Genomic DNA, 23,621 nt, shown 5'->3' with positions numbered 1-23,621 from the left:
CGCGGGCCCCTTTCTTTATGCTTGTTGCTGTGAGCGTCAGCCGAGCTGAGCGAGTGCCTGCTGGCAGCGCTGCTCGGCGGCGTCCAGCTCCAGCAGCACCATCTTGATGTCTTCCAGCTGCTGTTGCAGGGTCTCCCGCTTGTCGGCCACCAGCCCCAGCATGGTCTGCAGCTGGGTACGGCTGCTCTTGTCCGCATCGTAGAGATCGAACAGATCGCGGATATCCGCCAGGCTGAAGCCCAGTCGCTTGCCGCGCAGGGTCAACTTGAGCCGCACTCTGTCCTGCCGGCTGTAGATCCGGGTCTGTCCCTGACGGGCAGGATTCAAAAGTCCCTGATCTTCATAAAAACGAATACTTCGGGTCGTAACATCAAATTCACGGGCCAGTTCGCTGATGCTGTAGGTCCGCGTGTCATCCTTGGTTCGGTTCATGGCGCTATCTTGGCTGTCAATCCTGGCTGGCACCTTACCCAAACGTCAACTGCCCCGCAAGTCTTGTTCCCGCAGCGGCGGCAGCATATGTTATTTCAATGTAACAAGGAGAGTGCAATTGATGGATATCGTGATTGTTGCGGCCAAACGTACCCCCATGGGGGCCTTCCAGGGAACCCTGGCCAACCTGACGGCACCCGAACTGGGCGCCTGTGCCATTGCCGCGGCCATGGCAGAGGTGGGGCTCAAGGGAGAGCAGATCGATGAAGCCTATCTGGGCAACGTGCTGAGTGCCGGGGTCGGCCAGGCACCCGCCCGCCAGGCGGTGCTGAAGGCGGGTCTGCCGGACAGCATCCCCTGCACCACGGTCAACAAGGTGTGCGGTTCCGGCATGAAGGCGGTGATGCTGGCGGCCGATGGCTTGCGGCTCGGCGATACCAAGGTGGTGATCGCCGGCGGGATGGAGAGCATGAGCCGCGCCCCCTATCTGCTCGACAAGGCGCGCAGCGGTTTTCGGATGGGGCACCAGAGCGTGCTCGATCACATGTTCCTCGACGGGCTGCAGGATGCCTACGAAGGGCAGTTGATGGGGCATTATGCCCAGCTGAGCGCCGATCGCGCCGGATTGACCCGTGCCGACATGGATGCTTTTGCCATCACATCGCTGGAGCGGGCACTGGCGGCCCAGCGCAGCGGGGCCTTTGCGGCGGAGCTGGCACCGGTGATGGCCGCAGATACCCTGCTGCTGGCCGAGGATGAGCAGCCTGCCAAGGCCAGGCCCGAGAAGATCCCCCAGCTCAAGCCGGCCTTCAGTAAGACGGGCACCATCACGGCGGCCAATGCCAGCTCCATCTCGGACGGGGCGGCTGCGCTGATCCTGATGCGCTCCGACACTGCAGCGCAGCTGGGGCTGCCGGTGCTGGCGCGACTGGTGGGTTATCAGAGCCACGCGGCCCTGCCCACCGAGTTTACCAGCGCGCCGATCGGGGCCATCAAGGGGCTGCTGGCCAAGGTGGGTTGGCGGGTGGAGGAGGTGGACTTGTTCGAGGTCAACGAGGCGTTTGCCATGGTCAGCCTGCTGGCGATGGCCGGTTGCCAGCTGCCCCATGACAAGGTCAACGTGAATGGCGGCGCCTGCGCGCTGGGTCATCCGCTGGGGGCGAGTGGTGCCAGGATCTTGGTGACCCTGATCCATGCTCTGCGCGAACGCGGTCTCAAACGCGGGGTGGCCAGTCTGTGTATCGGGGGCGGGGAGGCGACGGCGGTCGCCATCGAGCTGGGTTAATCTGTCTCCGCCATCGCCTGGAGTTGCTGGTTGACCCAGGCGGTGGCGGTCAGATAGAGCTGACTGACCTTCTCTTCATTGAGCCCGAGTCGGGCCGTTCTGGCTGTGATCCGCTGCCAGTTCGCACTCTCGTAATCCTCGCAAAACGACAGATAGAACCCCAGATTGCCCTTGCGTTCCAGCAGGGCGACCCGGATCTCTTCGATCAGTGGAATGGTGCCGAGCAGCTTGTCCATCGGCTGTTCCATCAACACATCGAGCAGGGAGAAGAGGCCGGTGATGAAGGCCTGCTGGGCTTCCTGAGTTGGTGCATGGGTGTGGGCCAGCAGCTCGCAGAAGCGGGCCCGGATCATCGACATCTGATAGAGCTCGGCACTCTTGCCGTGGCCGGCGCTGGTGGCGGCGACCAGGGTCACGAAGCGTTTGAGCTGGGTGTGGCCGAGATAGACCGCCGCCTGGCGAAAGGAGGAGATGGGATTGGCGTGGCTCTTGAGGTGGTTGACGTAACGCAGCAGCTTGAGGGACAGGGAGATGTCCTGACTCAGCAGTTGCTCGATGCGGTTGAGGTCGGGCTCAGGCTGGTTGACCACGTTGAGCAGTTGCATCACCACCACCTGGGCCGGCTCCATGGTTGCCTGTTTGACCATCTCGGGTCGACTGAAGAAGAAGCCCTGGAACAGGTCGATACCAAGGCGCTTGACCCGCTCAAACTCCGCCTTGTCCTCCACCTTCTCCGCCAGATAGGTGAGCTTGAGCTGCTGATGCTGCTGGATGAACACCTTGATCTGCAGCAGCGACGTGGCGCGCAGATCGAACTTGATGATGTGTATGTAGGGGAGGAAGCGCTCCCAGTCCGGCGACAGGGTGAAGTCGTCGAGGGCGAGCTGATAGCCCAGCCCGTGCAACTGTTTCACCTTGGCCAGCAGTGCATCGTCGGGATCGGCATCTTCCAGGATCTCGATCACCACCTTCTCCGGCGGCAGGCACTCGGCCAGCCCTTCCAGCAGCAGCGAATGAGGGAAGTTGATGAAGCAGGGGCGACCGCCGAGCAGCTGATCGATGTTCTGTTGCAGGAACTGTTCGACCACCAGTCTGGCGGTGGCTTGCTGGGAGGAGATGGGGGGGAACACGTTATCCAGACTGTCGCGAAACAGCAGCTCATAGGCGTGGGTGTTCAACTCCCGATCCAGGATGGGCTGCCTTGCTACGTATGAATACATGCATCTCTCCAGCGTGTGTACTGGATTGATTTTATTGTGAAGCCGCGCACTATGCCAGCGCTTGGAGGCCAGAAACGGTCAATAACTGGCATAGTGCTTGAGTGGGCGGGCAGAGGATGCCCGCCCGCTTCAGAACAGGTAATTGAGCTGCAGACCGGCCAGCCAGGCGTCCCCTTCCGAGGTGCCCTGGAAGGTGGAGGTGGTCTGCGGGATGCCGGGTTTGAGTTGCATGGTCTCGCTCACGTCCACCTTCTTGCCGTCGATCAGTGTCACCCCCAGATCCAGCGAGAGGTTGCGATCGATCTGATAACCCACCCCGGCGCTGTACCAGACCCGATCCGAGTCGGGGATGGAGATGGTGCGGCGATCCGCCGGGACCGGGCTGCGGTCATAGGCAAGGCCGGAGCGCAGCTGCCATTGCGGTGCCAGCTGGTAGGTCAGGCCCAGCGCGTAGCGCCAGCTGTCTTCCCAGTGCTCATCCTTGATGTGCATGACACCGTGGTGATCGAGCTCGGATTCCAGCTGCACGAACTTGCTCCAGTTGGTCCAGTTGATGCTCGAATGCAGCGCCAGTGCCGGCGTCAGCTGATGGAACAGGGCCAGCTCGGCGGTGGCGGGCAGCGGCAGATCCAGGCTGCCGGTATCGGTGAAGGGCTGCCCGTTCTGATCGATGCCGATGGCGTCGCCGGAGAGTTTCAGGGTGACGTCGTGGCGGTAGGAGAGGCCGATGCGGGTCGCCTCCGACAGTTCCAGCAGGGTGCCCAGGTTCCAGCCCATGGCCCAGCCATCCCCTTTCAGGTGCTTGGCGATCTGGTTGTTGGACGGGAAGGTGCCACCCACTTCCCCTTCGCCCTGAATGGCGGAGAGGCCGGCGCCGACGGACCAGACGCGGTTGACGCGGTAGGCCAGCGACGCCCCCAGATCCACGGTCTTGATGTCGGAGACATTGCCGAAGTGACCGGCATTGTAGTTGTCCGGCATCTTGACGCCGAGCCCGTAATAGGAGGTAGCAGCCAGCCCCAGGCGCCACTGGTCATTGAGCGGCACTATGAGGTAGGCGTTGGGCACCCAGGCATCATCGGCGATGTCGTGGGCCGCCGCATCCAGGCTGACCGGCCCCTTGGGGGTCGGCACCCGGGTGGTGCCCTCGATGTTGACATCGGGGTGTACATAGATGAAGCCACCGGAGAAGGCCATGGTATCGAAACGGGTCATGGCGGCGGCGTTGCGGGAGAGCACGCTGGCATTGTCGGCGATGGCGGCTTCGCCGGCGAAGGCGCGGCCCATGCCGGTGGCGGATTGTTCGGCCAGCTGAAAACCTGCCGCTTGGGCCTGGCTCGACAGCACCAGCAGGGCGATGAGAGACGGCTTCATGATGGAGTGCATTGCATTGTCCTTGAAAATGAACCTGGAGTTCGAACGTTCTTATGGTTGGAGGCAGGATTTTATATGGTATGACCAGTAAGGCAACGGGCGTGGGGGCAAGGGGATGAAAACGGAATTAAATGCTGGGGGATGTACTGCTAATAGCTTGATAAAAAAAGAAAAGCGTACAGTTGTTTACTACAGATGTACGCTGAAACATGAATTTGGAATAGAAAAGAGCGCCCGCAGGCGCTCTGGTCAATTCGCTGATTATCAGAACTTCATGTTGAACTGAGCGGAAGCGAGGAAGGCGTTGCCGTGGGAGGTGCCTTTCCAGCGTAGGGCTTCGTTGCTTTCGACCAGCTTCTCGTTGACGTCCACTTTCTTGCCATCCAGATAGGCCATGCCGAAGTCGACGCTCATGTCCTTGTCGATGTGGTAGGTGGCGCCAGCGCTATACCATACGCGGTCGGAATCCGGGATGCTCAGACTGCGGTATTCCGGCTCGATCGGGGTGTTGTCGTAGGCAAAGCCGATACGAGCTTCCCAAGACGGGTTGACGTACCAGGTACCGCCCAGAGAGTAACGGGTGGAGTCCTTGAACTTCTCTGGTTTTTGTAGGCACTGGCCAACAATATTCCCATCTTTACAGCTGTCGCTGGTGGCCTTGAGCTCCTGGAAGGCGCTCCAGTCGGTCCAGTTGACGGAGTAGTGCACGGCAAATTGCTGGTTCAGACGGTGGTAACCGGCGAACTCGGCCTGGGCCGGCAGATCCAGTGGCAGTTCGCCACCGACGGTATTGAAGCGGGAAGAGGAGCCCTGATAGTCACCCTTGAACTTCAGGTCTACCTGGGAGCGATAGGTCAGCGCGAAGCGGTTGTTCTCGTTCACTTCATACATGGTGCCCACGTTCCAGCCGTAGCCCCAGTCGTCCCCCTTCAGGTGGCTGACGATGGTGTCCTTGCCGATACCCGGTACGCTGCTCAGTGGCGGCACGGCGGCCAGTACGCCGGCGCGGCGGTTCAGTTCAGCCTTGGCATAGACCAGGTTCAGACCGGCGCCGACGCTGAAGTGCTGGTTGACGCGGTAGGCGATGTTCGGGTTGATGTTGAAGGTGAGCAGTTCGGTGTTGCCGGCAATGGAGCCACCGTTGAAGTTCTCGGTGTACTCGGTCGACAGACCGTAGTTGGAGAACAGGCCGATACCCCAGGCCCACTGGTCGTTCAGCGGCTGGATGAAGTAGGTGGCAGGCACGAAGGCGCTCGGCGCGATGCCGCTTTCGCTGGCACCGGCCATCTTGGCGGAGCCTGCATAGATGTCACCATTTACATCCACGTCCGGCTTGATATAGGTACCGGAGACAGAGAACGCCATCTTGTCAAACTGGGTCATGGCTGCCGGGTTGCGGGACAACACGGAGGCGTTGTCCGCCACGGCGGCTTCCCCTGCATACGCACGACCCAGGCCGGAGGCTGAGTGTTCGTTCAATTGGAACGCGGCGGCGAAGGTTTGGGTACTGGCCAGGGTGACGGCGGCAGCGATCAGGCTCTTTTTGAAAAAGGCAGTTGTCATAGTGTTCTCTCTTGTAGGCAGATTTTCCGTCGGCATCAGGGCTATTTTGCCTCTGTATGTGACAAGATCTGTTGTTATTTCAGCTTCTTCCCATTCAATTCTGGCGTGATTCTATGGATCTGGTAGGAGGTAAGAAATCAGACCAGTGACAGCAGAATACATAAAAGTTTCCAGAGTGTTAATCATTTGTTTGAATTCGCCGCTTAAATAGTCTCTTTTACCATTAATCGGATAAAAAACACTCACATACGGCGATCTGCATCACAAAAATATTTTTGGGTATTTGCGGGGAATGAGCGGCGAATAGGGGAGAATCGTGACGGGAAAGGAGATAAACGGGCAGCCAACCTGATTGGTCTGCCCGTTGGCTTGACCCGCTACGAGGCGAGTCAAGATTGGGTTAATGCCTGTTAAATCGACCAGTGCAGCCGGGATTCCAGCTGCTCTGCCACCGGCGCCAGCGGCTCCTCCATCCCACCGATCAGCACCATGTTGGCCCCCTTGAGTTGCAGGATCTCGCCCTTGAGCTGGCCATCTTCAAAGGTGGACTGCAGGGTGAGTGGCACGTGCTTGGGCACCAGGAACAGGGTGACCGGGCCCATCTTGCCCTGCAATACCATGTGCAGCGCCGGCCCCTGATAGAAGGAGCAGTGGTTGACATAGGTGATCTTCAGCCCCTGCATGCCCATCAAGGTGGCGCCATATTTCTCCATCTTGGCGTTGATGGTGCGCAGGCTCACCTGCTCGTCCACATCCTTGATGAAGGGCTCCTCGCCATAGACGTGGGCCATGGCGACCTGGGCCAGCGAGAGCTCGTCGGGAGCGGCCAGCGGCCAGCTCAGCCAGCGGGTGCTCATGCCGAGCAGGAAGGCGACCGAGGCCGCCATGGCCAGCGCACGCCAGTTGCTGCGCGGGCGCACCGGCAGGGGAACCACCTGTTCCTGATCAGCTTCCAGCGCCTGTCTGAGCAGGATGCGCTCGGCCAGACCGGCCGGCACCTCGACCTCCATGGCTTGCTGCAGGCTGCGATCGAGCTGCTTCATCTCGTCCAGATGCTTGCGGTTGGCGGGGGAGCGCTGAGCCTGCTCGAGAAACGCGGGATCCTGCTCATGTGGATGGGCTATGGCCCGACGGCGAAATTCCAGCTCATCCATTGGTGTGTCCTCTCTGTTGGGTCGTTGACTCCATGGCCTCTTTTATCTGGTTGCGGGCCCGAAACAGGCGAGTCATGACGGTGTTCTTGTTGAGCCCCAGCTGCGCCGCTATCTCGTCGCCGCTAAAGCCCCCCAGCACCTGCAGCAGCAGGGGTTCCTGATATTCGGCCGGCAGGCGGGCGATGTGGCGTCTGAGCCACTCGTTCTCCATCTCCTGCTCGCTGTGCAGTGCCTCCTGATCGCTCTGGGGATGCTCGTCGAGATCGACGAGGTCAAACTGCTTGCGCTCGAAGCGGCGTGCATTTTCCCGCCGCAGTATGGTGATGAGCCAGGCCTTGGCGGCCTTGTCGTCGAGCAGGGAGTCGATGCTCTTCCAGGCGCGCAGAAAGGTCTCCTGCACCAGATCTTCCGCCACTTGAGGATCCCGGCACAGCCAGTAGGCGTAGCGGTAGATGTCCCCGTGCAGGGCATGTACCAAGGCTTCGTATTTGGTTTGTTTGTCTGCCATGCCTCCATAGACCGGGGAGGTCGTGGGATCCTTTCCGACCGTGGCACCTTTTTTTCTGAAAAAACCTAAAGCCATCGCTGGGCTTCCTTATTTGAATGAAGGCCGGGATCAACCGATCCTGGCCAGTTGCCTGAGGCCATAGGCTATCGCAAAAGTTTCGTGGCCGCATAGGGCGCTGGCAAAGTCCGGCCAGGTTGGCGGGTGGCTGTCAGCAGGGGAAGCGGCGGCAAAACAGGCTCGTTCCAGAGCGGCGAAGTGGGGCGCAAGGGCGGGATCGCGGCGACAGGGCAGGGCATCGAGGCGGGGATGGGGCAGTGACCAGCGCAGGCGGGCCCACGCCAGCAAGCGGGCCCGGGCTTGCTCGGCATCGGCCCGACACAGCGCCTGTTGCAGGCGATAGAAGGCGTGCCAGCGCGGCCCGTGGCGCCAGCAGGCCCGCAGCAGCAGAGCCCAGATGACCCACAGCAGGCTCTCGTCGTTCGGCCCATCCTGCACCGGCTGCGCCTGCGTGCTTGCGGCGATGTGCAGGGGCGTGGCGGGCAGCCGAGCATATTCGATGCGCCCGCGCTGGGTGTTGAACCAGGCCAGCTCGATGGCGGGCAGCAGGTAGTCACCGGGTTCGTCCACGGTCAAGGCCTGGCGCCACTCGCGCTCGAAGCGCAGCGTCCCCTTGGCGAGATAGCGCTCCTGCTGCTGCTCCCCATCCGGCCTAGCCCGGATGCCGGCGGGCAGGCCGGATGAGCCGATCAGGCGTGCCAGATTGAGGCGGCTGCCATCCCCCCCCTCCAGGGTGAGGGTCAGGGTGCGGATCACCGGCTCACCCGCTCTGGCCGCCGTCGGGGGATCCAGCCGCTGGCTCAGGGTGAGCTGGCTCGCCACCGGTTGCAGCGGGGGCTCGTCGATCTGCACGAACAGGGTCGCCGCCCGGGCCGAGAGCGGGTCACTGCCGCCATCATCTTGCGGCAGGCTCCCCTGAAAGCGGGGGGATTCCAGCGGATGGCGCCCCGCTTCTTTGGCCTGCAGCAGCCAGCTGCGGGTCAGGCGGCCGGGCAGGCCGGGGCTCGCCGGTGGTTGCCATTGATCGTTGCCGAGGCGGCGAATGGTGAAGGCATCGCTGGCCGGCTCGGTGAGGTTGGGGGCCTCCATGTTGGCCGGCAGCCAGAGGCTGAGCTGATAGACAAAGGGCTGGCCGGGGTAGAGCGGCCCCTGCTGCAGCACCCGGGCCTGCAGTTCGATGGGGGAGATGGCAGGCGCTGGCGCCAGGTTGCCGGCTTCGCTGCGTGGCGGAAAGGGGATGGGCGGCGTCTGCTCCGCCCCCAGTGGCAGGGCTGGCACCTGCTGCGGGCTGGTATCCAGCAGGTGCAGGGGGATCTGCCAGCGGGTCAGGCTCTGCTGCGGGGCGCTGACCCGGCTCATGGTCACCTTGCCCACCGCGAACTGACGCAGCAGGGGGGTGATGGCAAGCTCATTGCTCTGGCGCTCCCCGTCCGCTTCGATGATCAGCAACCAGTCGCGGTGATCGGCCCCCGGCAGCAGCTCGGCTCGGGGCGGGGCGGCAAAAACCTGCGCCGTCATCAGCCAGAGCAGCAACAGGCACAGGGCATGGCAACGAGTGAAGAGGCGGTTCACCAGGGATCCTCTCCTTTCAGGTTGCCAGGGGCGAGGCCGCGATCGCTCTCCTGCTGGCGCCTGCGTTGATCTTCCTTGCGCAGCCGCTGCTCCAGCAGCAGGACGGGAGGCGACGGAGGCAGGGGGGCATCCGGGGTGGCGGCCTGCTCGGGGGCATCGATGGGCTTGGGATCCTGCGCCTGTGGGGTTGCCTCGGGCGGCTGGGCGCGCAGCAAGGTCAGGTTGTAGCGCGCATCCTGATGGCTGGGTTCCAGCGTCAGCGCCGCCAGATAGGCCTGCTCGGCCGCCGCCAGCTGACCGAGCTGCACCAGGGCATTGCCCCGGTTGTAATGGGCTGTGGCGGTGCTGGCCCGGCCATAGGCGGCCGCCGCCTTGGCATAGTCGCCTGCCCGATACCAGGCATTGCCCTGCCAGACGGGATCCGCAAAGGCGCGGGCGGCCTCCTGATAGCGCTTCTGCAAGAAGGCCTGCCAGGCCAGGTTGTCCCCGACCGGGGGCGGGTTGGCAACCGCCGGATTGGCCTGCAGAGAGGGTGGCGTCAGCAGCAGCGCCCCCACCAGCACCAGCCAGAGGGTGCCAATGCGGGCCAGCAGCGCCAGCGGCAGCAGGGGCAGCAGCAGCCAGGGGCCGAGATCCATGGCCTGGTGTGTGCCTGTGCTCTGGCTCATGGGCAGGGGGGCAAAGCGTGGCGCCTCCTGTTGCAGCCACTGTAGTTGACCGCCGAGATCGCCGGCCAACTGTTGCAGGGTGGCCACGTCGGGGGCCGGCAGGGTGCGACCGAAGCCACCGCCCATGGCGGCGGGCAGGCGACTGGCCTGGCCGCTGTTGACCAGCAAGACGTCGAGGCGCGCTTGTACCTGGGCGTGGCAAAAGAGGCTGCCCTGGCAGGGCCACACCGCCTTGATCCGCTCGGCCTGACGGGCGGTCAGGTCGTCGGTGATCAGCAGCAGGCGGGCCTGCTGGCCGGCGGGGATCTGCTTGAGCGCCAGCGCCACCGCACGCTCGGGCGCGCTGCCTTGCCTTGGCATGATGGCCGGGCGCAGGTCGGGCAGCAGCAGGGCGAGGGCCTGGTGATCCCGGGTCGGCGGCATGGCGAGGTAGGCATCCCCGGCAAACAGGATGAGGGCGATGGGATGGGCCGCTTCCTGCTGCGCTCGGTCAGCCAGCAGATCCTGCAGCAACACCCGCACCCGGGTGGCCCGGTCCGGTAGCAGATCGGTGGCCAGCATGGAGCGGGAGAGATCCAGCAGCCAGATGTCGAGGGCCGGGCTCGGAACGCTCTGGCTCTGCTGGCGCAGGGCCGGGCCGCTCAAGGCCAGGATCAGCGGCAGGCCGGCCAGCCAGAGCCAGGGAAAGTGGCGCCGCTGCCCCGGCAGCAGATAGGCCTGCATGGCGGGGGCCAGCAGCGGCGCCTGGCGACGACGGCGCCATCCCTGCCACAGCCAGGGCAGCAGGGCCAGCAACCAGAGCGGGCGCAGCAGGGTGAGCTCCATCATGGGGCGCCTCGGGAAGGGGTGTCAGGCAGTGCGGTTTTGCGGCTCAGCCGCAGCGGCCAGCGCAACCTAGTGGGCCAGCTCAGCAGCAGCCAGGCCAGCGCCAGCGGCCAGGGGTAGAGCTCCAGGTTGGGGCGATAGCGGGTCTGCGCGGTGGCGACGGGCTCCAGGGTGTCCAGCGCCTGATTGATGGCCTCGAGATCCCCCTGGGTGCGTGCCCGAAAGTAACGGCCATGGCCCACCTCGGCCAGCTGCTGCAAGAGGGATTCGTCCAGCTCGGCACTGGGGTCGCTCTGGGCCGGGGCCTGCGCGGGGGTCATCGCCTCGGCAAAGGTATCCGGATCGGCGCCCACCCCCAGGGTATAGAGGCGAATACCTGCGGCGTCGGCCTGCTTGGCCTCGCGCAGGGGATCGGCGCTGCCAGCGGTGTTGCGCCCGTCGGTGACCAGCAACAGGGCGGTAGAGCGATTGGGGGCCTTGTGCTGGCGCGCAAGCAGGATGGCCTCGCCGAGGGCGGTGGTGCGTCCCACCAGCTCGAAATCTAGCTCGCGGGTCAAACCGAGCAGGGCATTGGTCTCCTGGGTCAGGGGCGAGAGCAGGTAGGCGTGATCGGCGAACACGATGAGGGCGATGCGATCGCCGGGGCGGGCGGCAATGAGCCTGTCTATCTGCTGGCGCACCGCGCTGAGCCGGTCTTTTTGCTCCCCTTCATCCAGCATGTCCTGGGTGCGCATGCTGTCGGAAAGATCCACCGCCAGGATGAGATCCCGGCTGCTCTGGTAGCTCACCTGAGGCGGTTCTTGCCACTGGGGGCGGCAGAGCGCCAGCACCAGGGCGCACCAGCACAGCGCCATTCGCCACAGGGGCTGGCCGGCATGGGGGCGCAGCAAGGGAAAGCCGGCATGGGTCAATACGCCAGGATCATGTGCGCCGCTGGGGCGGGGCGGCAGACCAAAGCGCACCAGCAGCGGCAGCGCCAGCGCCAGGGCAAACCAGGGCCAGGCGAGGATCATGGCTCTCTCCCGACGTGCGTGCCGCTCAGGCGGGTTCGCCCCCGCCGCCAGCGAGTGCGCAGGTCCAGCAACCAGGCTGGCGGGCAGATGCAGTGACGTCCCCAGGCGAGGTAGGCCCGGCGCAGTTCCTGGCGCTGCTGCGCATCCGGGCTCTGACCTCCGTAGAGCCAGGCAGACCAGTGCGGGGCCAGCTCGTGAAAGCGGCTGCCCCCCAGAGCATCGAGCCCCAGAGAATCAAGAAAGACGAGCCAGGGCTCTCCTTGCAGGGAAGCCGCCTCGGGCCAGCGGGGCAGCACGGCCTCGCGCAACACGGCTTGCAGCTGGGGCACCAGGTCGGGGGCCTGCCAGTCGAGCTGTCGCCGCCAGCGGTGATAACGCAGCAGGCTCTGCCCGCCGAGGATGATCATGGCGCCGACCAGCAGCGCGATCAGCAGCCACCACCAGCCCAGCAGGCGGGGATCAGAGGCCAGTTGCAGCGGCGGGCCGGGGTGAATGTCGCGCAGTTGGGCCGCCAGCGGCGAGGTGGGGACGCTGCTGCCCGGCACGGCGCTGGCGAGCCAGTTCAGAATTGACGGCATGCCCCCTCCTGCCACTGGCGTTGCAGCGGCTGGCCGTTGTCGAGCCGGTAGAGGCGCTGCACCAGCGGCAGCAGTTGCTGATGGCTCTGGCGGGCCAGCTGCTCGGCGGCCTCTTGATAGCGCCAGGCGAACCCCGGTTCGCCGGCCTCGAGCCAGCCGCTTTGCTGGCCGGCGCGCACCGCCAGGCGGCCCTGGGCGGGCAGGGCTGCCTCCAGCGGATCCCGAATTTGCCAGCAATGCAGGTCGTGGCGCCGGCCGAGCAGTTGCAACTGGCGGCAGAGCGCCTCGTCGAGGGGGCTGTGATCGGTGATCAGGGTCAATCTGGCACCGTGGGGCAGGCTGAGCCGGGCCAGGGTATGGGCCAGGGCGTGGGGGGGCGGCGTGCGCGCCAACCCCAGCCGGTAGTGGTGGCAGAGGGCCTCCAGCAAGGGCACCAGGGGGCCGCGCTGGTGTTGCAGGTGTGACTCCACGCCGTGGCAGATCAGGGTGTTGGCCTGCTTTTCCCCTTGCCAGAGCAGGGCGGCGGCCAGCTCGCAACCCAGGCGCGCCTTGAGCTGGTGGCAAGAGCCAAAGTACATGGCCGGGGAGAGATCGAGCAGCAGCCAGTGGGCCTGATCCTGCTCCTCGCTGTAGAGCCGGGTATAGGGTCGACCAAGACGAGCTGTCACCCGCCAGTCGATGTGGCGCACCTCGTCGCCGGCCTGATAGGCGCGCAGCTCGCGAAAGGTGAGTCCCGGCGTGCGGCCAAGCCGCCCCTGCGCCACCGGTTGAATGCGCGAGCGCGGTCCCTGCCGGGCCCACAGCCTGATCGCCAGCAGTCTGGCGAGCGGCAGGGCGATATCGGGATGGGCGAGGGGATCGGCGGCGTGCGTCATGGCAACAGGGCTCGCACAGAGGAAACGAGCGAGCTCAGGGGCATGGGATCGCGTCCAGCAGCAGGGTGATGAGCGCCTCGTTGTCGAGGTTGTCCGCCAGCGCCTGATAACTGGGGATGAGGCGATGGCGCAAAACGGCCGGTGCCAGCTGCTGAATGTCTTCGGGCAGCACGAAATCCCGTCCGGCCAGCCAGGCCCTGGCGCGAGCCGCTCTGGCCAGACCTATGCTGGCCCTGGGGCTGGCGCCCACCGCGACCAGGGGTTCGAGTTCCGGACACAGGCCGCTGCCGGGGCGGGTGGCGCAGACCAGTTGCACCAGATAGTGCTCGAGGCGCCCCTGCATCTGCACCGCCTGCACCGCGCTGCGGGCCGCCAGCAGATCGGCCTGGCTCAGGGTGAGCGGCGGCGTCGGCAGGGTGTCGCTACGGGCGTTGAGCTGGAGGATGGCCAGCTCCATGGCGGGGCTCGGGTAGTCCACCAGCAGCTTGAGCAAGAAGCGATCGAGCTGGGCCTCCGGCAGGGGATAGGTCCCCTCCTGTTCTATGGGGTTCTGCGTGGCGGCCACCATAAAGAGCGGCGGCAGGCGCCAGCTCTTCTTGCCCACGGTGATCTGATGCTCGGCCATCGCCTCCAAGAGGGCGGACTGCACCTTGGCCGGCGCCCGGTTGATCTCGTCCGCCAGCACCAGGTGGTTGAAGAGGGGGCCGGGCTGAAACACGAAGCTGGCATCCTGGGGATGAAACACCTCGCTGCCGGTGAGATCGGCAGGCAGCAGGTCGGGGGTGAACTGGATGCGGGCAAAGCGCCCCTCCACCGCGCCGGCCAGCGCCTTGACGGCCCGGGTCTTGGCAAGACCGGGGGCCCCCTCGATCAACACATGTCCTTCACATAACAGGGCGATCAGCAGCCCCTCGATGAGGGGGCCCTGTCCCAGAATTTGACTACCCAGATAGTCCCCAAGCTGTCTGAACTCGGCCGCTGCCATGCAATAAACCCGTTGTTTTCATAGAAGTTGATCTTTTTATACTCCAGTTGGCGCACAAGGGCGAGGGAGGGGGCCAAGATGGCGGCAATTTAGTTTCAATCAGCCGTATGAAATTTGTGAGTGGATTGTTAAGATGTGGCGCAATGAGGTCAGACCTCTCCCTTTAGTCTTCTCGTTTAACCAAGGAGCCAGGATGAAAGAGCCATTGAAACTGACGACTCGCCAGGGCGAACGGATTGCCGTCGTGGCGGGTTTGCGCACTCCCTTTGCCAAGCAGGCTACCGCCTTTCACGGCGTGCCTGCGGTGGATCTGGGCAAACTGGTGGTGAGCGAGATGCTCGCTCGCACCGATCTCGATCCCAAGCTCATCGACCAGCTGGTGTTCGGCCAGGTGGTACAGATGCCGGAAGCCCCCAACATTGCCCGTGAGATCGTGCTTGGCACCGGCATGAGCGTCAGCACTGATGCCTATAGCGTGTCGCGCGCCTGCGCCACCAGTTTCCAGGCCGTCGCCAACGTCACCGAATCCATCATGGCCGGCACGGTGGACATCGCCATCGCCGGCGGCGCTGACTCCTCGTCCGTGCTGCCCATCGGGGTGAGCAAGAAGCTGGCCCGCGCCCTGGTGGATCTCAACAAGGCGCGCAATCTGCAGCAGCGTTTCAATATCCTGCGCCAGTTGCGGGTCAAGGATCTGCTGCCGGTGCCGCCCGCCGTGGCCGAGTACTCCACCGGTCTCTCCATGGGGCAGACCGCCGAGCAGATGGCCAAGAGCCACCAGATCAGCCGCGAGGCGCAAGATGCGCTGGCGCACCGCTCCCATACCCTGGCCGCCCAGGCCTGGGCCGATGGCAAGTTGAGTGGCGAGGTGTTCACCGCCCACGTACCGCCCTACAAGGCGCCGCTGGAGCGAGACAACAACATCCGCGAAAGCTCGGATCTGGCGAGCTACGCCAAGCTCAAGCCGGTGTTTGACCGGGTGCACGGCTCCGTCACTGCCGCCAACGCCACCCCGCTCACCGACGGCGCCGCCGCCGTGCTGCTGATGCGCGAAGGGCGGGCCCGCGAGCTGGGCCTCGAGCCGCTCGGTTATATCCGCAGTTTCGCGTTTTCTGCCATCGACGTGTGGCAGGACATGCTGATGGGCCCCTCCTACGCCACCCCGCTGGCGCTGGACCGCGCCGGCATCACGCTGGCCGACCTGACCCTGATCGACATGCACGAGGCCTTCGCTGCCCAGACCCTGGCCAACCTCAAGATGTTTGCCAGCAAAGAGTTTGCCCAGAGCAAGCTGGGTCGCGATCAGGCCATCGGCGAGGTGGACATGGACAAATTCAACGTCCTCGGTGGCTCGCTGGCCTTTGGTCACCCCTTTGCCGCGACCGGTGCGCGCATGATCACCCAGACCCTGCACGAGCTGCGGCGCCGGGGTGGGGGATTGGGGCTTAACACCGCCTGTGCGGCGGGTGGTCTCGGCGTGGCCATGGTGTTGGAGGTAGAGTGATGAGCGAGAAGACTTTTTCCCTGGCGGTACGCCAGGATGGCATCGGCATTCTCACCATGGATGTGCCGGGCGAGAGCATGAATACCCTGAAGGCCGCCTTCGTAGAGGAGATCCGCGCGGTGCTGGCCGAGGTGAAAGCCAATAAAGAGCTGATCGGCCTGGTGGTGGTCTCCGGCAAGAAGGACTCCTTCATCGCCGGCGCCGACATCAGCATGCTGGCGGCCTGTACCAGCGCCAAGGATGCCGAGACGCTGTCGCGGGAAGGGCAGGTGATCTTCGCCGAGATCGAGTCGCTGCCCATCCCGGTGATCGCCGCCATTCACGGCCCCTGCCTCGGCGGCGGGCTGGAGCTGGCACTGGCCTGCCATGGCCGGGTGGTCACCGATCACGGCAAGACGGTGCTAGGCCTGCCCGAGGTGCAACTGGGCTTGCTGCCGGGCTCCGGCGGGACCCAGCGTCTGCCGCGTCTCATCGGGGTGGCCAAAGCGCTCGACCTGATGCTGACCGGCAAGCAGGTGCGGGCCAAGCAGGCCAAGAAACTGGGGCTGGTGGACGATGTGGTGCCGCCCTCCATCCTGCTGGAGGCCGCCATCAAGCTGGCCAAGAAGGGCAAGCCCCGTCACGAGCTCAAGCGGGATCTGCAGGGCAAGCTGCTGGAGACCAACAAGCTTGGCCGCAAGGTGCTGTTCGATCAGGCCCGCAAAGGGGTGAAGGCGAAGACCCGCGGCAACTACCCGGCCCCGGATCTGATCCTGGAAGTGGTGCGCATCGGGGTGGAAGAGGGGATGCAGGCCGGCCTTGCCGCCGAATCCCGCCACTTTGGCGAGCTGGTGATGACCAGCGAGTCCGCTGCCCTGCGCTCCATCTTCTTTGCCACCACCGAGATGAAGAAGGAGGTCACCTATCAGGGGGCGGAACCGCGCAAGGTGGGTCACGCCGCCGTGCTGGGCGGCGGTCTGATGGGGGGCGGCATCGCCTTCGTCACTGCCACCAAGGCAGGCGTGCCGGTGCGGATCAAGGACGTGGCCAGCAGCGGCATCGGCAATGCCATGCGCTACAGCTACGACATCCTGGCCAAGAAGCTCAAGCGTCGCCAACTGCTGCGCAGCGAGCTTGAGAAGCAGATGAGCCTGCTCACCGGCACCCTCGACTACTCCGGTTTCCACCGTGTCGACATGGTGGTGGAGGCGGTGTTCGAAGATCTTGCCCTCAAGCACCAGATGGTGAAGGACGTGGAGCGCGAGTGCGGCGAACACACCGTGTTTGCCTCCAACACCTCCTCTCTGCCGATCCACCAGATCGCCTCGGCGGCGGCGCACCCGGAGCGGGTGGTGGGGCTGCACTACTTCAGCCCGGTGGACAAGATGCCGCTGGCGGAGATCATCCCCCACGCCGGCACCAGTGCCGAGACGGTCGCCACCACCCTGGCCTTTGCCCGCGCCCAGGGCAAGACCCCCATCGTGGTCAAGGACGAGGCGGGCTTCTACGTCAACCGCATTCTGGCCCCCTACATGAACGAGGCGGCGCGCCTGGTGCTGGAAGGGGAGCCGGTGGAGGTGCTGGACGGCGCCCTGCTCGATTTCGGCTTCCCGGTGGGCCCCATCACCTTGCTGGACGAGGTGGGGATCGACGTGGGTGCCAAGATCTCCCCGATCCTCGAAAAAGAGCTGGGGGGTGAGCAGTTCCAGGCCCCGGCGGCCTTTGACAAGCTGCTGCAAAACGATCGAAAAGGGCGCAAGAACGGCAAGGGCTTCTACCTCTACGGCAAGGCGGCCCCGCGCAGCAAGCTCACCGGCAAAGAGGGCAAGAAGACGGTGGACGAGAGCGTCTACGGTGTGCTCGGCATCTCGCCCCAGGCCAAGCTGGCCAAGGCGGAGCTGGCCGAGCGCTGCGTGCTGATGATGCTCAATGAAGCGGCCATGGCGCTGGACAGCGGCGTGGTGGCCTCGGCTCGCGACGGCGACATCGGCGCCATCTTCGGCATCGGCTTCCCGCCGTTCCTGGGTGGCCCGTTCCGCTACATGGACAGCCTCGGCATCGAGCACCTGGTGGGGCGCCTTGAGCACTACCAGAAGCGCTACGGCGACCGCTTCGCCCCCTGCGATCGCCTCAAGGCGATGGCGGCCGAGCAGCAGCGCTTCTATTGAGGGGGCGCCGCTCGCGGCAACAGGCCAACCGACAAGGAGGCGACCCCGGGGTCGCCTCCTTCTTTTTGGCGCCGAGATGGAAAATGCGGGGGCAGCAGGCTGACAACTGGTTGAATCCCGTCCATATTTTTCCTCGGCAAGGGATAAATTGTTGATCCAACTCAAACTAGCCCCCTATTTATTACTTTGGTGGCATAGGACTCAGGCGCTGGTTGGGGTCAAATAGCATCATCAGGAACGGGGGGATAACCCCGTCACGAAAGGGACACCCATTTCACTGGATGAAGGACACATAATGAGTCTGCTTGAACAAACCATCTGGACTGTATTGGGATACGGGGCCATGCCCTTTATCTTCCTGAGCGGGTTTGTGGCGGTGGCAGTGACCTGCTGCCTGCTGCTCAATGCCTTCGGGGTCAAGTCCGCCGAGAAGTGATCCGCTTCTTTCGTTCATACCGCCAAATGCCAGTCTTCGGACTGGCATTTGTTTTTTGAGCCTTGGCAGGCAGTTATCTGCGCTCCAGGGGCTAAATGTGTGCTGCTTGAGGTCGAACCGGCCGCCGATTTTGATTACACTGGCGCGCAGTTTTTCGTTTCGGCCCGCTTCCCAAGGTATTCAAGGTTTTCTATGGCTCTCAAGGCAACCGTATTCAAGGCTCAGCTCAGCCTGTCCGACATGGATCGCAATCTGTATCAGGACTTCTCTCTCACCCTGGCCCGTCACCCCTCCGAGACCGACGAGCGGATGATGATCCGGCTGGCGGCCTTCGCCTGGCACGCTGCCGAGCGACTGGAGTTCACCAAGGGCCTCTCCGCCGATGACGAGCCGGAACTCTGGCGCAAGAACTATTCCGACGAGATTGAACTCTGGATAGAGCTCGGCCAGCCCGACGAGCGCCGCCTCAAGAAGGCGTGCAACCGCTCCCGTCATGTGGTGCTCTACCTCTACGGCGGCCGTGGCACCAGCGTCTGGTGGAAGCAGAACCAGGGCAAACTCGGCCTGCACGACAACCTCACCGTGATTGAGCTCTCCGACAGCCAGACCCTGCCGCTGACCGAGATGGTGGAGCGCACCATGCAGCTCACCTGCACCATCTCCGATGGCCAGCTCTGGGTGAGCAACGGCCGCCAGGAAGTGACCCTGGATCCCGTGTTGCTGATGGGAACTCCCGCCCGCGAACTGTAAAGGACTCGCCCATGTTCAGCGCGCTGCTCAATATCGTCATTCCGGTGTTTGCGGTGGTGGGACTTGGCGCCCTCTACGGCAGGTTGCGTCCGGGCGGCGCGCTGGGTTACGTCAACCGGGCCAATATCGAGCTATTTACCCCGGCGCTGGTCTTCTCGGCGCTGATCAAATACCCGCTGGATCTGATGGCCCACCTCTCGCTCATCGCGGCGGGGGCCCTGGTGATCCTGCTGCCGGGGCTGCTGCTCTCTCTGCTCAGGCTTCGCAGCATCAGCCGACCGGCCCTGATCCTGCCCGCCATGTTTCGCAACACCGGCAACCTCGGCATTCCGCTGATGGTGCTGGCCTTCGGCGAGCAGCAGCTGGGCGCCATCATCATACTGTTCGTGCTCTCCAACCTGCTCCACTTCTCGGTGGGCATGTTCATCCTCTCGGCCAACACCTCCCGCTGGCTCTGGCTGAAAAGCCCTGTGCTGTGGGCCGCTCTGGCAGGCCTGCTGGTGGCCAATCTGCACATCCCGCTGCCCGAATACCTGGTGACCAGCGCCTCTCTGCTCGGCCAGATCTCGGTGCCGCTGATGCTGTTTGCCCTCGGTATCCGGCTGATGGAGGGGGAGCTGGATCACCTGGGGCTCGCCCTCAAGTGCAACCTGCTCTATCTGCTGGCCGGTGGCATCTCCCTGGGGCTGGCAGTCTGGCTGCTGCCGCTGCAACCGGCCTGGATCCCGCTGCTGATGCTGTCGGTGGCGCTGCCGCCGGCGGTGCTCAACTACATGCTGTGCGAGCAGTACCAGTGCCAGCCCGAGAAGGTGGCCAGCATCGTGCTCGGCGGCAATGCGCTCTCGGTTCTGGTGATCCCGCTGGCAGTCTGGCTGGCCCTGCATCTGAGCAGTTGATCCGGCCCTTCTCGTCGTTTTAGCGCCCACCAGATGATGTGGGCGGCCTGCTCCTTGGCGTTTCTCTGCCCCAGCTTGCGCCAGCTCTCACATCCGGGATGCGGGGTGGGTGCAAGTTCCCTTTTCGTGATCCTCGGCGAAGTCGCTGCCATCGAATTGGCATAGTATCTGGCCAGCATGAATCCCACCCGGGGTGGGAGCCAGGGGATTTACAACATGATGTCCGTCAGTAACCAATGTTTGTTGATGCAGATCCAGCCCACCATTTTGCGCTTTGCCAAGATGCTGGCCAGCGTGCTGCAACTGGAAGTGGAAATCGTGGACGCCAACATGGTGCGGGTGGCGGGAACCGGCCCTTACGGCAAGTTCTTCGGTCGCCAGCTGGAGGGGGACTCCCGCCTGTTGCGCTACGTCATCGAGCATCAGCGCGAGAAGATCGTCACCCACACCAGCGAGGATCCGGTCTGCGAGGGGTGCAGTTGCAAGGAGAGCTGCCGGGAGCGGGCCTTTCTCGGGGTGCCCATCATGGTGGAGGAGAACTGCATCGGGGTGATCAGCCTGGTGGCCTTCAATCCGGAGCAGCAGGCCCGCCTCAACAACAACCTGCAGGAGGTGTGCGACTATGTGCAGCACATTTCCAGCATCTTCGTGGCCAAGCTGCTCGACTCGCGCGGCCTGTCTGACGGGGTCAACAAGGTCTTCCTGAGCCTGATGAACCACATGGATCAGGGCTGCCTGTTGCTCGACGAGAAGAGCCAGGTGCTCTACGCCAACGAGGTCGCGCTCAAGCAGCTCAACTGCCAGCAGGAGGCGCTGCTGGGCTGCGAGATAGGGCTGCGGCCGCTCACTTTTGCCCAGCAGGGGTTGACCGGCCACCTGCAGCACATCGTCACCCTAGGGGATCGCCAGGAGCTGATCATCGGCCAGCTGCACCACGTGCAGGGCCAGCAGCTGTTTCTGATGGCGTTTCACCAGTCCCACGGCACGCCGAACCCGCCGCTGGAGCCCGACGAGGGGGTCAGCATGCTGATCGGGGAGAGCAAGCCGATGCGGGCCCTGAAAAAGCTGCTCCATCGCATCGCCCTGAGCCCCTCCAGCGTGCTGGTGTGCGGCGAGAGCGGCACCGGCAAGGAGGTGGTGGCCCGCGCCATCCACCGGCTCAGCCCGCGCCGCGACAAGCCCTTCATCGCCATCAACTGCGCCGCCATCCCCGAGCAGCTGCTCGAGAGCGAGCTGTTCGGTTACGTGAAGGGGGCCTTCACCGGGGCTTCCAGCACCGGCAAGCAGGGACTGATCCAGGCCGCCCAGCAGGGCACCCTGTTTCTCGACGAGATAGGGGACATGCCGCTTACCATGCAGGCCAAGCTGCTGCGGGTGCTGGAGCTGCGGGAGGTGACCCCCATCGGCGCCAGCCGGCCGGTGCCGGTGGACATTCGCATCATAGCCGCGACCCACCAGCATCTGGAGCAGTACATCGCCGAGGGCAAGTTTCGCGAGGATCTCTTCTATCGCCTCAACGTCATTCCCATCCACCTGCCGCCTCTGCGCGAGCGGGAGGGGGACGTGGCGCTGCTGACCCACTACTTCCTCAACCTGCACACCAGCCGCATCGGCCTGCTGTATCCGGGACTGAGCCCGGAGGTGATGGCGCTGCTCGAAGGCTACCGCTGGCCCGGCAACGTGCGCGAGCTCAGCAACCTCATCGAGTACCTGGTGAACGTGGTGCAGGCGGGGGAGGTGATCGAGAGTATCCTGCTGCCCCCCAATATTCTGCGCAACCAGCGCAGTGGGGTGGACGAGCCGTCACGCAGCATGGCGCAGATCGCGCGTATGCCGCTCTCGCCCGACCCTTATCCCCATGGCGTGCTGGCCGACCCTGCGCTGGGTCCTGCCGCTGGCAACCCGGCATCGGCTACGGGGGCGCCCTGGTCATCGCCAGAGGCAAGCCTGCAAGAGTCGGCTGCCGGCCAGGTCGAGCGCGGGTTGGCGCTGCCACTTAGCGAGAATGGGCTGGAGAACATGGAAAAGCAGATGATAGAGGAGACCCTGCTGCGTCTTGGCAACAAGAAGCTGGCCGCCCAGGCACTCGGGATCGGCATCGCCACCCTCTATCGCAAGATAAAGAAGTACGAGATAGCCGTGCAGGCCTGAGCCCGCAGCGGGTCGCCTGGCGGCCCCGCCTCACCGCGCCGCGACCGACAATCGCGGCGTTATCATTATGAGAATGTGGCCCCGCTTTATATCAATTGGCAGGCTCTGGTGATAGCCGGACTGATAATTATCAGGGCCGGCTTGGACTTATCTCACCCTATTCTCTCGTTATTTCAGCAGCGCTCAGTCATCCGCTTGAAAATAAGCTATCTCACCTGCCTTGGCGGGGCGCCATATAGCCTCAGGCTGTGCGCCGGCTCACATTCAAGACGCCTTTTCTGGTTATTTCCCGCTTATTTATGCGTTGGCACGCTTATTGATTGCCCTTATTTGACGCTGACCGATGAACTCACCCAATGGCCCTTGTTTCGGTGACCTGTGAGTGGAAGGGGAGCAATGCATTTCTCATCAACAGATTGGGGCTAACGATGAAAGCAGTGAACCAGTTAATCAAAGAGATCAATGAACTCAAGTCCAACCTGCATGAAAAAGACTTCCTGCTGACCTGGGAGCAGACCCCTCAGGAGCTGGCGCTGGTGCTCAAACTGGCCGAGGCCCTCAAGGGACTGCGCGCCGAAAACATCGCCACCAAGCTGTTCAATACCGGTCTTGGCATCTCGGTGTTTCGTGACAACTCCACCCGTACCCGTTTCTCCTACGCCTCCGCCCTCAACCTGCTGGGCCTGACCCAGCAGGATCTGGACGAGGGCAAGTCCCAGATTGCCCACGGCGAGACCGTCCGTGAGACCGCCAACATGATCTCCTTCTGCGCCGATGCCATCGGCATTCGCGACGACATGTACCTGGGGGCCGGCAACGCCTACATGCGTGAAGTGGGCGCGGCACTCGACGAAGGGTTCGAGAAGGGGGTGCTGCCCCAGCGCCCGGCGCTGGTCAACCTGCAGTGCGACATTGATCACCCGACCCAGTCCATGGCTGATCTCGCCTGGCTGCAGGAGCACTTCGGCAGCCTCGAGAACCTCAAGGGAAAGAAGATTGCGATGACCTGGGCTTACTCCCCCAGCTACGGCAAGCCGCTCTCCGTGCCGCAGGGCATCATCGGCCTGATGACCCGCTTTGGCATGGATGTGACCCTGGCCCACCCGGAAGGATATGACCTGATCCCGGACGTGATCGAAGTGGCCAGGGAGAATGCCAAGGCCTCCGGCGGCAGCTTCCGTCAGGTCACCTCCATGGAAGAGGCGTTCAAGGATGCCGACATCGTCTATCCCAAGTCCTGGGCACCCTATCAGGTGATGGAGCAGCGCACCGAGCTGCTGCGGGCCAACGATCACGCTGGCCTCAAGGAGCTGGAGCAGCATTGTCTGGCGCAGAACGCCAAGCACAAGGATTGGCAATGCACCGAAGAGATGATGGCCCTCACCAAGGGGGGCGAGGCACTCTATATGCACTGCCTGCCGGCGGATATTTCTGGCGTCTCCTGCAAGGAAGGGGAAGTGAGTGAAGGGGTATTCGAGAAATACCGGATCGCCACTTATAAAGAGGCGAGCTGGAAGCCCTATATTATCGCCGCCATGATTGTCGCCCGTAAATTCTCGGCACCGGGCGCCGCCCTCGAAGGCTTGATTAAAGAGGCGCAAAAACGCGTCAAATAATGGCCTGGCCTG

At 63.8% G+C, this 23,621-nt stretch carries 20 protein-coding genes; 8 read left to right on the top strand and 12 right to left on the bottom strand.

Going from position 1 to position 23,621, the window contains the following annotated elements; genetic code table 11:
• Positions 1-36: 36 nt before the first annotated feature.
• The gene (locus tag PG881_RS11355) at positions 37-432 is read right to left on the bottom strand and encodes a MerR family transcriptional regulator (protein WP_016350830.1); all 396 of its coding nucleotides are present in this window, start codon (positions 430-432) and stop codon (positions 37-39) included.
• A 121-nt stretch (positions 433-553) separates the two neighbouring features.
• Between PG881_RS11355 and PG881_RS11350 the strand changes: the two genes are divergently transcribed.
• The gene (locus tag PG881_RS11350; RefSeq protein ID WP_270800071.1) at positions 554-1,717 is read left to right on the top strand and encodes a thiolase family protein; all 1,164 of its coding nucleotides are present in this window, start codon (positions 554-556) and stop codon (positions 1,715-1,717) included.
• Here PG881_RS11350 and PG881_RS11345 read toward each other — a convergent pair.
• The 11 genes from PG881_RS11345 to PG881_RS11295 form a co-directional block, all read right to left on the bottom strand.
• Positions 1,714-2,937 carry an EAL and HDOD domain-containing protein gene (locus tag PG881_RS11345; protein ID WP_024945326.1) on the bottom strand — a complete coding sequence of 408 codons (1,224 nt, stop codon included), beginning with the start codon at positions 2,935-2,937 and terminating at the stop codon, positions 1,714-1,716. The two genes, PG881_RS11350 and PG881_RS11345, sit on opposite strands and share 4 nt — an antisense overlap.
• Before the next feature lie 129 nt (positions 2,938-3,066).
• On the bottom strand, positions 3,067-4,323 hold the full coding sequence (locus tag PG881_RS11340; RefSeq protein ID WP_168754746.1) for an OmpP1/FadL family transporter: 1,257 nt from the start codon (positions 4,321-4,323) through the stop codon (positions 3,067-3,069).
• Positions 4,324-4,575: 252 nt separating this feature from the next.
• Entirely contained in the window at positions 4,576-5,874 is a 1,299-nt protein-coding gene (locus PG881_RS11335) for an outer membrane protein transport protein (protein ID WP_139387753.1), read from the bottom strand.
• 410 nt (positions 5,875-6,284) lie between these two features.
• Entirely contained in the window at positions 6,285-7,028 is a 744-nt protein-coding gene (locus tag PG881_RS11330; RefSeq protein WP_257684987.1) for a DUF3379 domain-containing protein, read from the bottom strand.
• A complete protein-coding gene (locus tag PG881_RS11325; RefSeq protein ID WP_017408325.1) occupies positions 7,021-7,611 on the bottom strand; it encodes a sigma-70 family RNA polymerase sigma factor in 591 nt (196 codons plus the stop codon). The genes PG881_RS11330 and PG881_RS11325 overlap by 8 nt, the downstream gene beginning before the upstream one ends.
• A 33-nt stretch (positions 7,612-7,644) precedes the next feature.
• Positions 7,645-9,165: a hypothetical protein gene (locus PG881_RS11320; RefSeq protein ID WP_270800062.1), complete on the bottom strand. Its 1,521-nt coding sequence runs from the start codon at positions 9,163-9,165 to the stop codon at positions 7,645-7,647.
• Positions 9,162-10,658, bottom strand: coding sequence for a tetratricopeptide repeat protein (locus PG881_RS11315; protein WP_257685138.1), 1,497 nt, complete (start codon positions 10,656-10,658; stop codon positions 9,162-9,164). The genes PG881_RS11320 and PG881_RS11315 overlap by 4 nt, the downstream gene beginning before the upstream one ends.
• Positions 10,658-11,671, bottom strand: a complete 1,014-nt coding sequence (locus tag PG881_RS11310; RefSeq protein ID WP_257684989.1) for a VWA domain-containing protein — start codon at positions 11,669-11,671, stop codon at positions 10,658-10,660. The genes PG881_RS11315 and PG881_RS11310 overlap by 1 nt, the downstream gene beginning before the upstream one ends.
• Positions 11,668-12,249 carry a DUF4381 domain-containing protein gene (locus PG881_RS11305; protein WP_257684990.1) on the bottom strand — a complete coding sequence of 194 codons (582 nt, stop codon included), beginning with the start codon at positions 12,247-12,249 and terminating at the stop codon, positions 11,668-11,670. The genes PG881_RS11310 and PG881_RS11305 overlap by 4 nt, the downstream gene beginning before the upstream one ends.
• Positions 12,234-13,124 carry a DUF58 domain-containing protein gene (locus tag PG881_RS11300; RefSeq protein WP_257684991.1) on the bottom strand — a complete coding sequence of 297 codons (891 nt, stop codon included), beginning with the start codon at positions 13,122-13,124 and terminating at the stop codon, positions 12,234-12,236. The genes PG881_RS11305 and PG881_RS11300 overlap by 16 nt, the downstream gene beginning before the upstream one ends.
• Before the next feature lie 34 nt (positions 13,125-13,158).
• On the bottom strand, positions 13,159-14,109 hold the full coding sequence (locus tag PG881_RS11295; protein ID WP_206817502.1) for an AAA family ATPase: 951 nt from the start codon (positions 14,107-14,109) through the stop codon (positions 13,159-13,161).
• 193 nt (positions 14,110-14,302) lie between these two features.
• Here PG881_RS11295 and fadI point away from each other — a divergent pair, with 193 nt between their 5' ends.
• The 7 genes from fadI to ygeW all read left to right on the top strand — a co-directional run bounded on the left by fadI (position 14,303) and on the right by ygeW (position 23,609).
• Positions 14,303-15,613, top strand: a complete 1,311-nt coding sequence (fadI, locus tag PG881_RS11290) for an acetyl-CoA C-acyltransferase FadI (protein WP_024945337.1) — start codon at positions 14,303-14,305, stop codon at positions 15,611-15,613.
• Positions 15,613-17,760 carry a fatty acid oxidation complex subunit alpha FadJ gene (gene fadJ / locus PG881_RS11285; RefSeq protein ID WP_270800026.1) on the top strand — a complete coding sequence of 716 codons (2,148 nt, stop codon included), beginning with the start codon at positions 15,613-15,615 and terminating at the stop codon, positions 17,758-17,760. Before fadI ends, fadJ begins: the two co-directional genes overlap by 1 nt.
• A 295-nt stretch (positions 17,761-18,055) precedes the next feature.
• The gene (locus tag PG881_RS11280) at positions 18,056-18,196 is read left to right on the top strand and encodes a TIGR02808 family protein (protein ID WP_005301193.1); all 141 of its coding nucleotides are present in this window, start codon (positions 18,056-18,058) and stop codon (positions 18,194-18,196) included.
• Between the two features lie 192 nt (positions 18,197-18,388).
• Positions 18,389-18,946, top strand: a complete 558-nt coding sequence (locus PG881_RS11275; RefSeq protein WP_016350817.1) for a YaeQ family protein — start codon at positions 18,389-18,391, stop codon at positions 18,944-18,946.
• Between the two features lie 11 nt (positions 18,947-18,957).
• Complete coding sequence (locus PG881_RS11270; protein ID WP_270800024.1) at positions 18,958-19,842, top strand: AEC family transporter; 885 nt, start codon at positions 18,958-18,960, stop codon at positions 19,840-19,842.
• Between the two features lie 216 nt (positions 19,843-20,058).
• Positions 20,059-21,993, top strand: a complete 1,935-nt coding sequence (locus tag PG881_RS11265; protein WP_270800022.1) for a sigma 54-interacting transcriptional regulator — start codon at positions 20,059-20,061, stop codon at positions 21,991-21,993.
• Positions 21,994-22,421: 428 nt separating this feature from the next.
• Positions 22,422-23,609 carry a knotted carbamoyltransferase YgeW gene (gene ygeW, locus PG881_RS11260; RefSeq protein ID WP_270800021.1) on the top strand — a complete coding sequence of 396 codons (1,188 nt, stop codon included), beginning with the start codon at positions 22,422-22,424 and terminating at the stop codon, positions 23,607-23,609.
• The last annotated feature ends 12 nt before the right edge of the window (positions 23,610-23,621 follow it).

Origin of the sequence: Aeromonas sp. QDB54 (assembly GCF_027707385.1) — a bacterium.
GTDB classification, from domain to species: Bacteria; Pseudomonadota; Gammaproteobacteria; order Enterobacterales; family Aeromonadaceae; genus Aeromonas; species Aeromonas hydrophila.
The sequence above is the reverse complement of the archived record's forward strand: the minus strand, read 5'-3'. Positions and strand labels throughout refer to the sequence as shown.

Excerpts from the sequence above, each read along its gene's own strand:
- PG881_RS11355 (WP_016350830.1), bottom strand. The coding sequence starts at position 432 with ATGAACCGAACCAAGGATGACACGCGGACCTACAGCATCAGCGAACTG.
- fadJ (WP_270800026.1), top strand. The coding sequence starts at position 15,613 with ATGAGCGAGAAGACTTTTTCCCTGGCGGTACGCCAGGATGGCATCGGC.
- PG881_RS11265 (WP_270800022.1), top strand. The coding sequence starts at position 20,059 with ATGATGTCCGTCAGTAACCAATGTTTGTTGATGCAGATCCAGCCCACC.
- PG881_RS11315 (WP_257685138.1), bottom strand. The coding sequence starts at position 10,658 with ATGGAGCTCACCCTGCTGCGCCCGCTCTGGTTGCTGGCCCTGCTGCCC.
- ygeW (WP_270800021.1), top strand. The coding sequence starts at position 22,422 with ATGAAAGCAGTGAACCAGTTAATCAAAGAGATCAATGAACTCAAGTCC.
- PG881_RS11300 (WP_257684991.1), bottom strand. The coding sequence starts at position 13,124 with ATGACGCACGCCGCCGATCCCCTCGCCCATCCCGATATCGCCCTGCCG.
- PG881_RS11295 (WP_206817502.1), bottom strand. The coding sequence starts at position 14,109 with ATGGCAGCGGCCGAGTTCAGACAGCTTGGGGACTATCTGGGTAGTCAA.
- PG881_RS11345 (WP_024945326.1), bottom strand. The coding sequence starts at position 2,937 with ATGTATTCATACGTAGCAAGGCAGCCCATCCTGGATCGGGAGTTGAAC.
- PG881_RS11340 (WP_168754746.1), bottom strand. The coding sequence starts at position 4,323 with ATGCACTCCATCATGAAGCCGTCTCTCATCGCCCTGCTGGTGCTGTCG.
- PG881_RS11280 (WP_005301193.1), top strand. The coding sequence starts at position 18,056 with ATGAGTCTGCTTGAACAAACCATCTGGACTGTATTGGGATACGGGGCC.
- PG881_RS11305 (WP_257684990.1), bottom strand. The coding sequence starts at position 12,249 with ATGCCGTCAATTCTGAACTGGCTCGCCAGCGCCGTGCCGGGCAGCAGC.
- PG881_RS11275 (WP_016350817.1), top strand. The coding sequence starts at position 18,389 with ATGGCTCTCAAGGCAACCGTATTCAAGGCTCAGCTCAGCCTGTCCGAC.
- fadI (WP_024945337.1), top strand. The coding sequence starts at position 14,303 with ATGAAAGAGCCATTGAAACTGACGACTCGCCAGGGCGAACGGATTGCC.
- PG881_RS11350 (WP_270800071.1), top strand. The coding sequence starts at position 554 with ATGGATATCGTGATTGTTGCGGCCAAACGTACCCCCATGGGGGCCTTC.
- PG881_RS11310 (WP_257684989.1), bottom strand. The coding sequence starts at position 11,671 with ATGATCCTCGCCTGGCCCTGGTTTGCCCTGGCGCTGGCGCTGCCGCTG.
- PG881_RS11330 (WP_257684987.1), bottom strand. The coding sequence starts at position 7,028 with ATGGATGAGCTGGAATTTCGCCGTCGGGCCATAGCCCATCCACATGAG.
- PG881_RS11270 (WP_270800024.1), top strand. The coding sequence starts at position 18,958 with ATGTTCAGCGCGCTGCTCAATATCGTCATTCCGGTGTTTGCGGTGGTG.
- PG881_RS11335 (WP_139387753.1), bottom strand. The coding sequence starts at position 5,874 with ATGACAACTGCCTTTTTCAAAAAGAGCCTGATCGCTGCCGCCGTCACC.
- PG881_RS11325 (WP_017408325.1), bottom strand. The coding sequence starts at position 7,611 with ATGGCTTTAGGTTTTTTCAGAAAAAAAGGTGCCACGGTCGGAAAGGAT.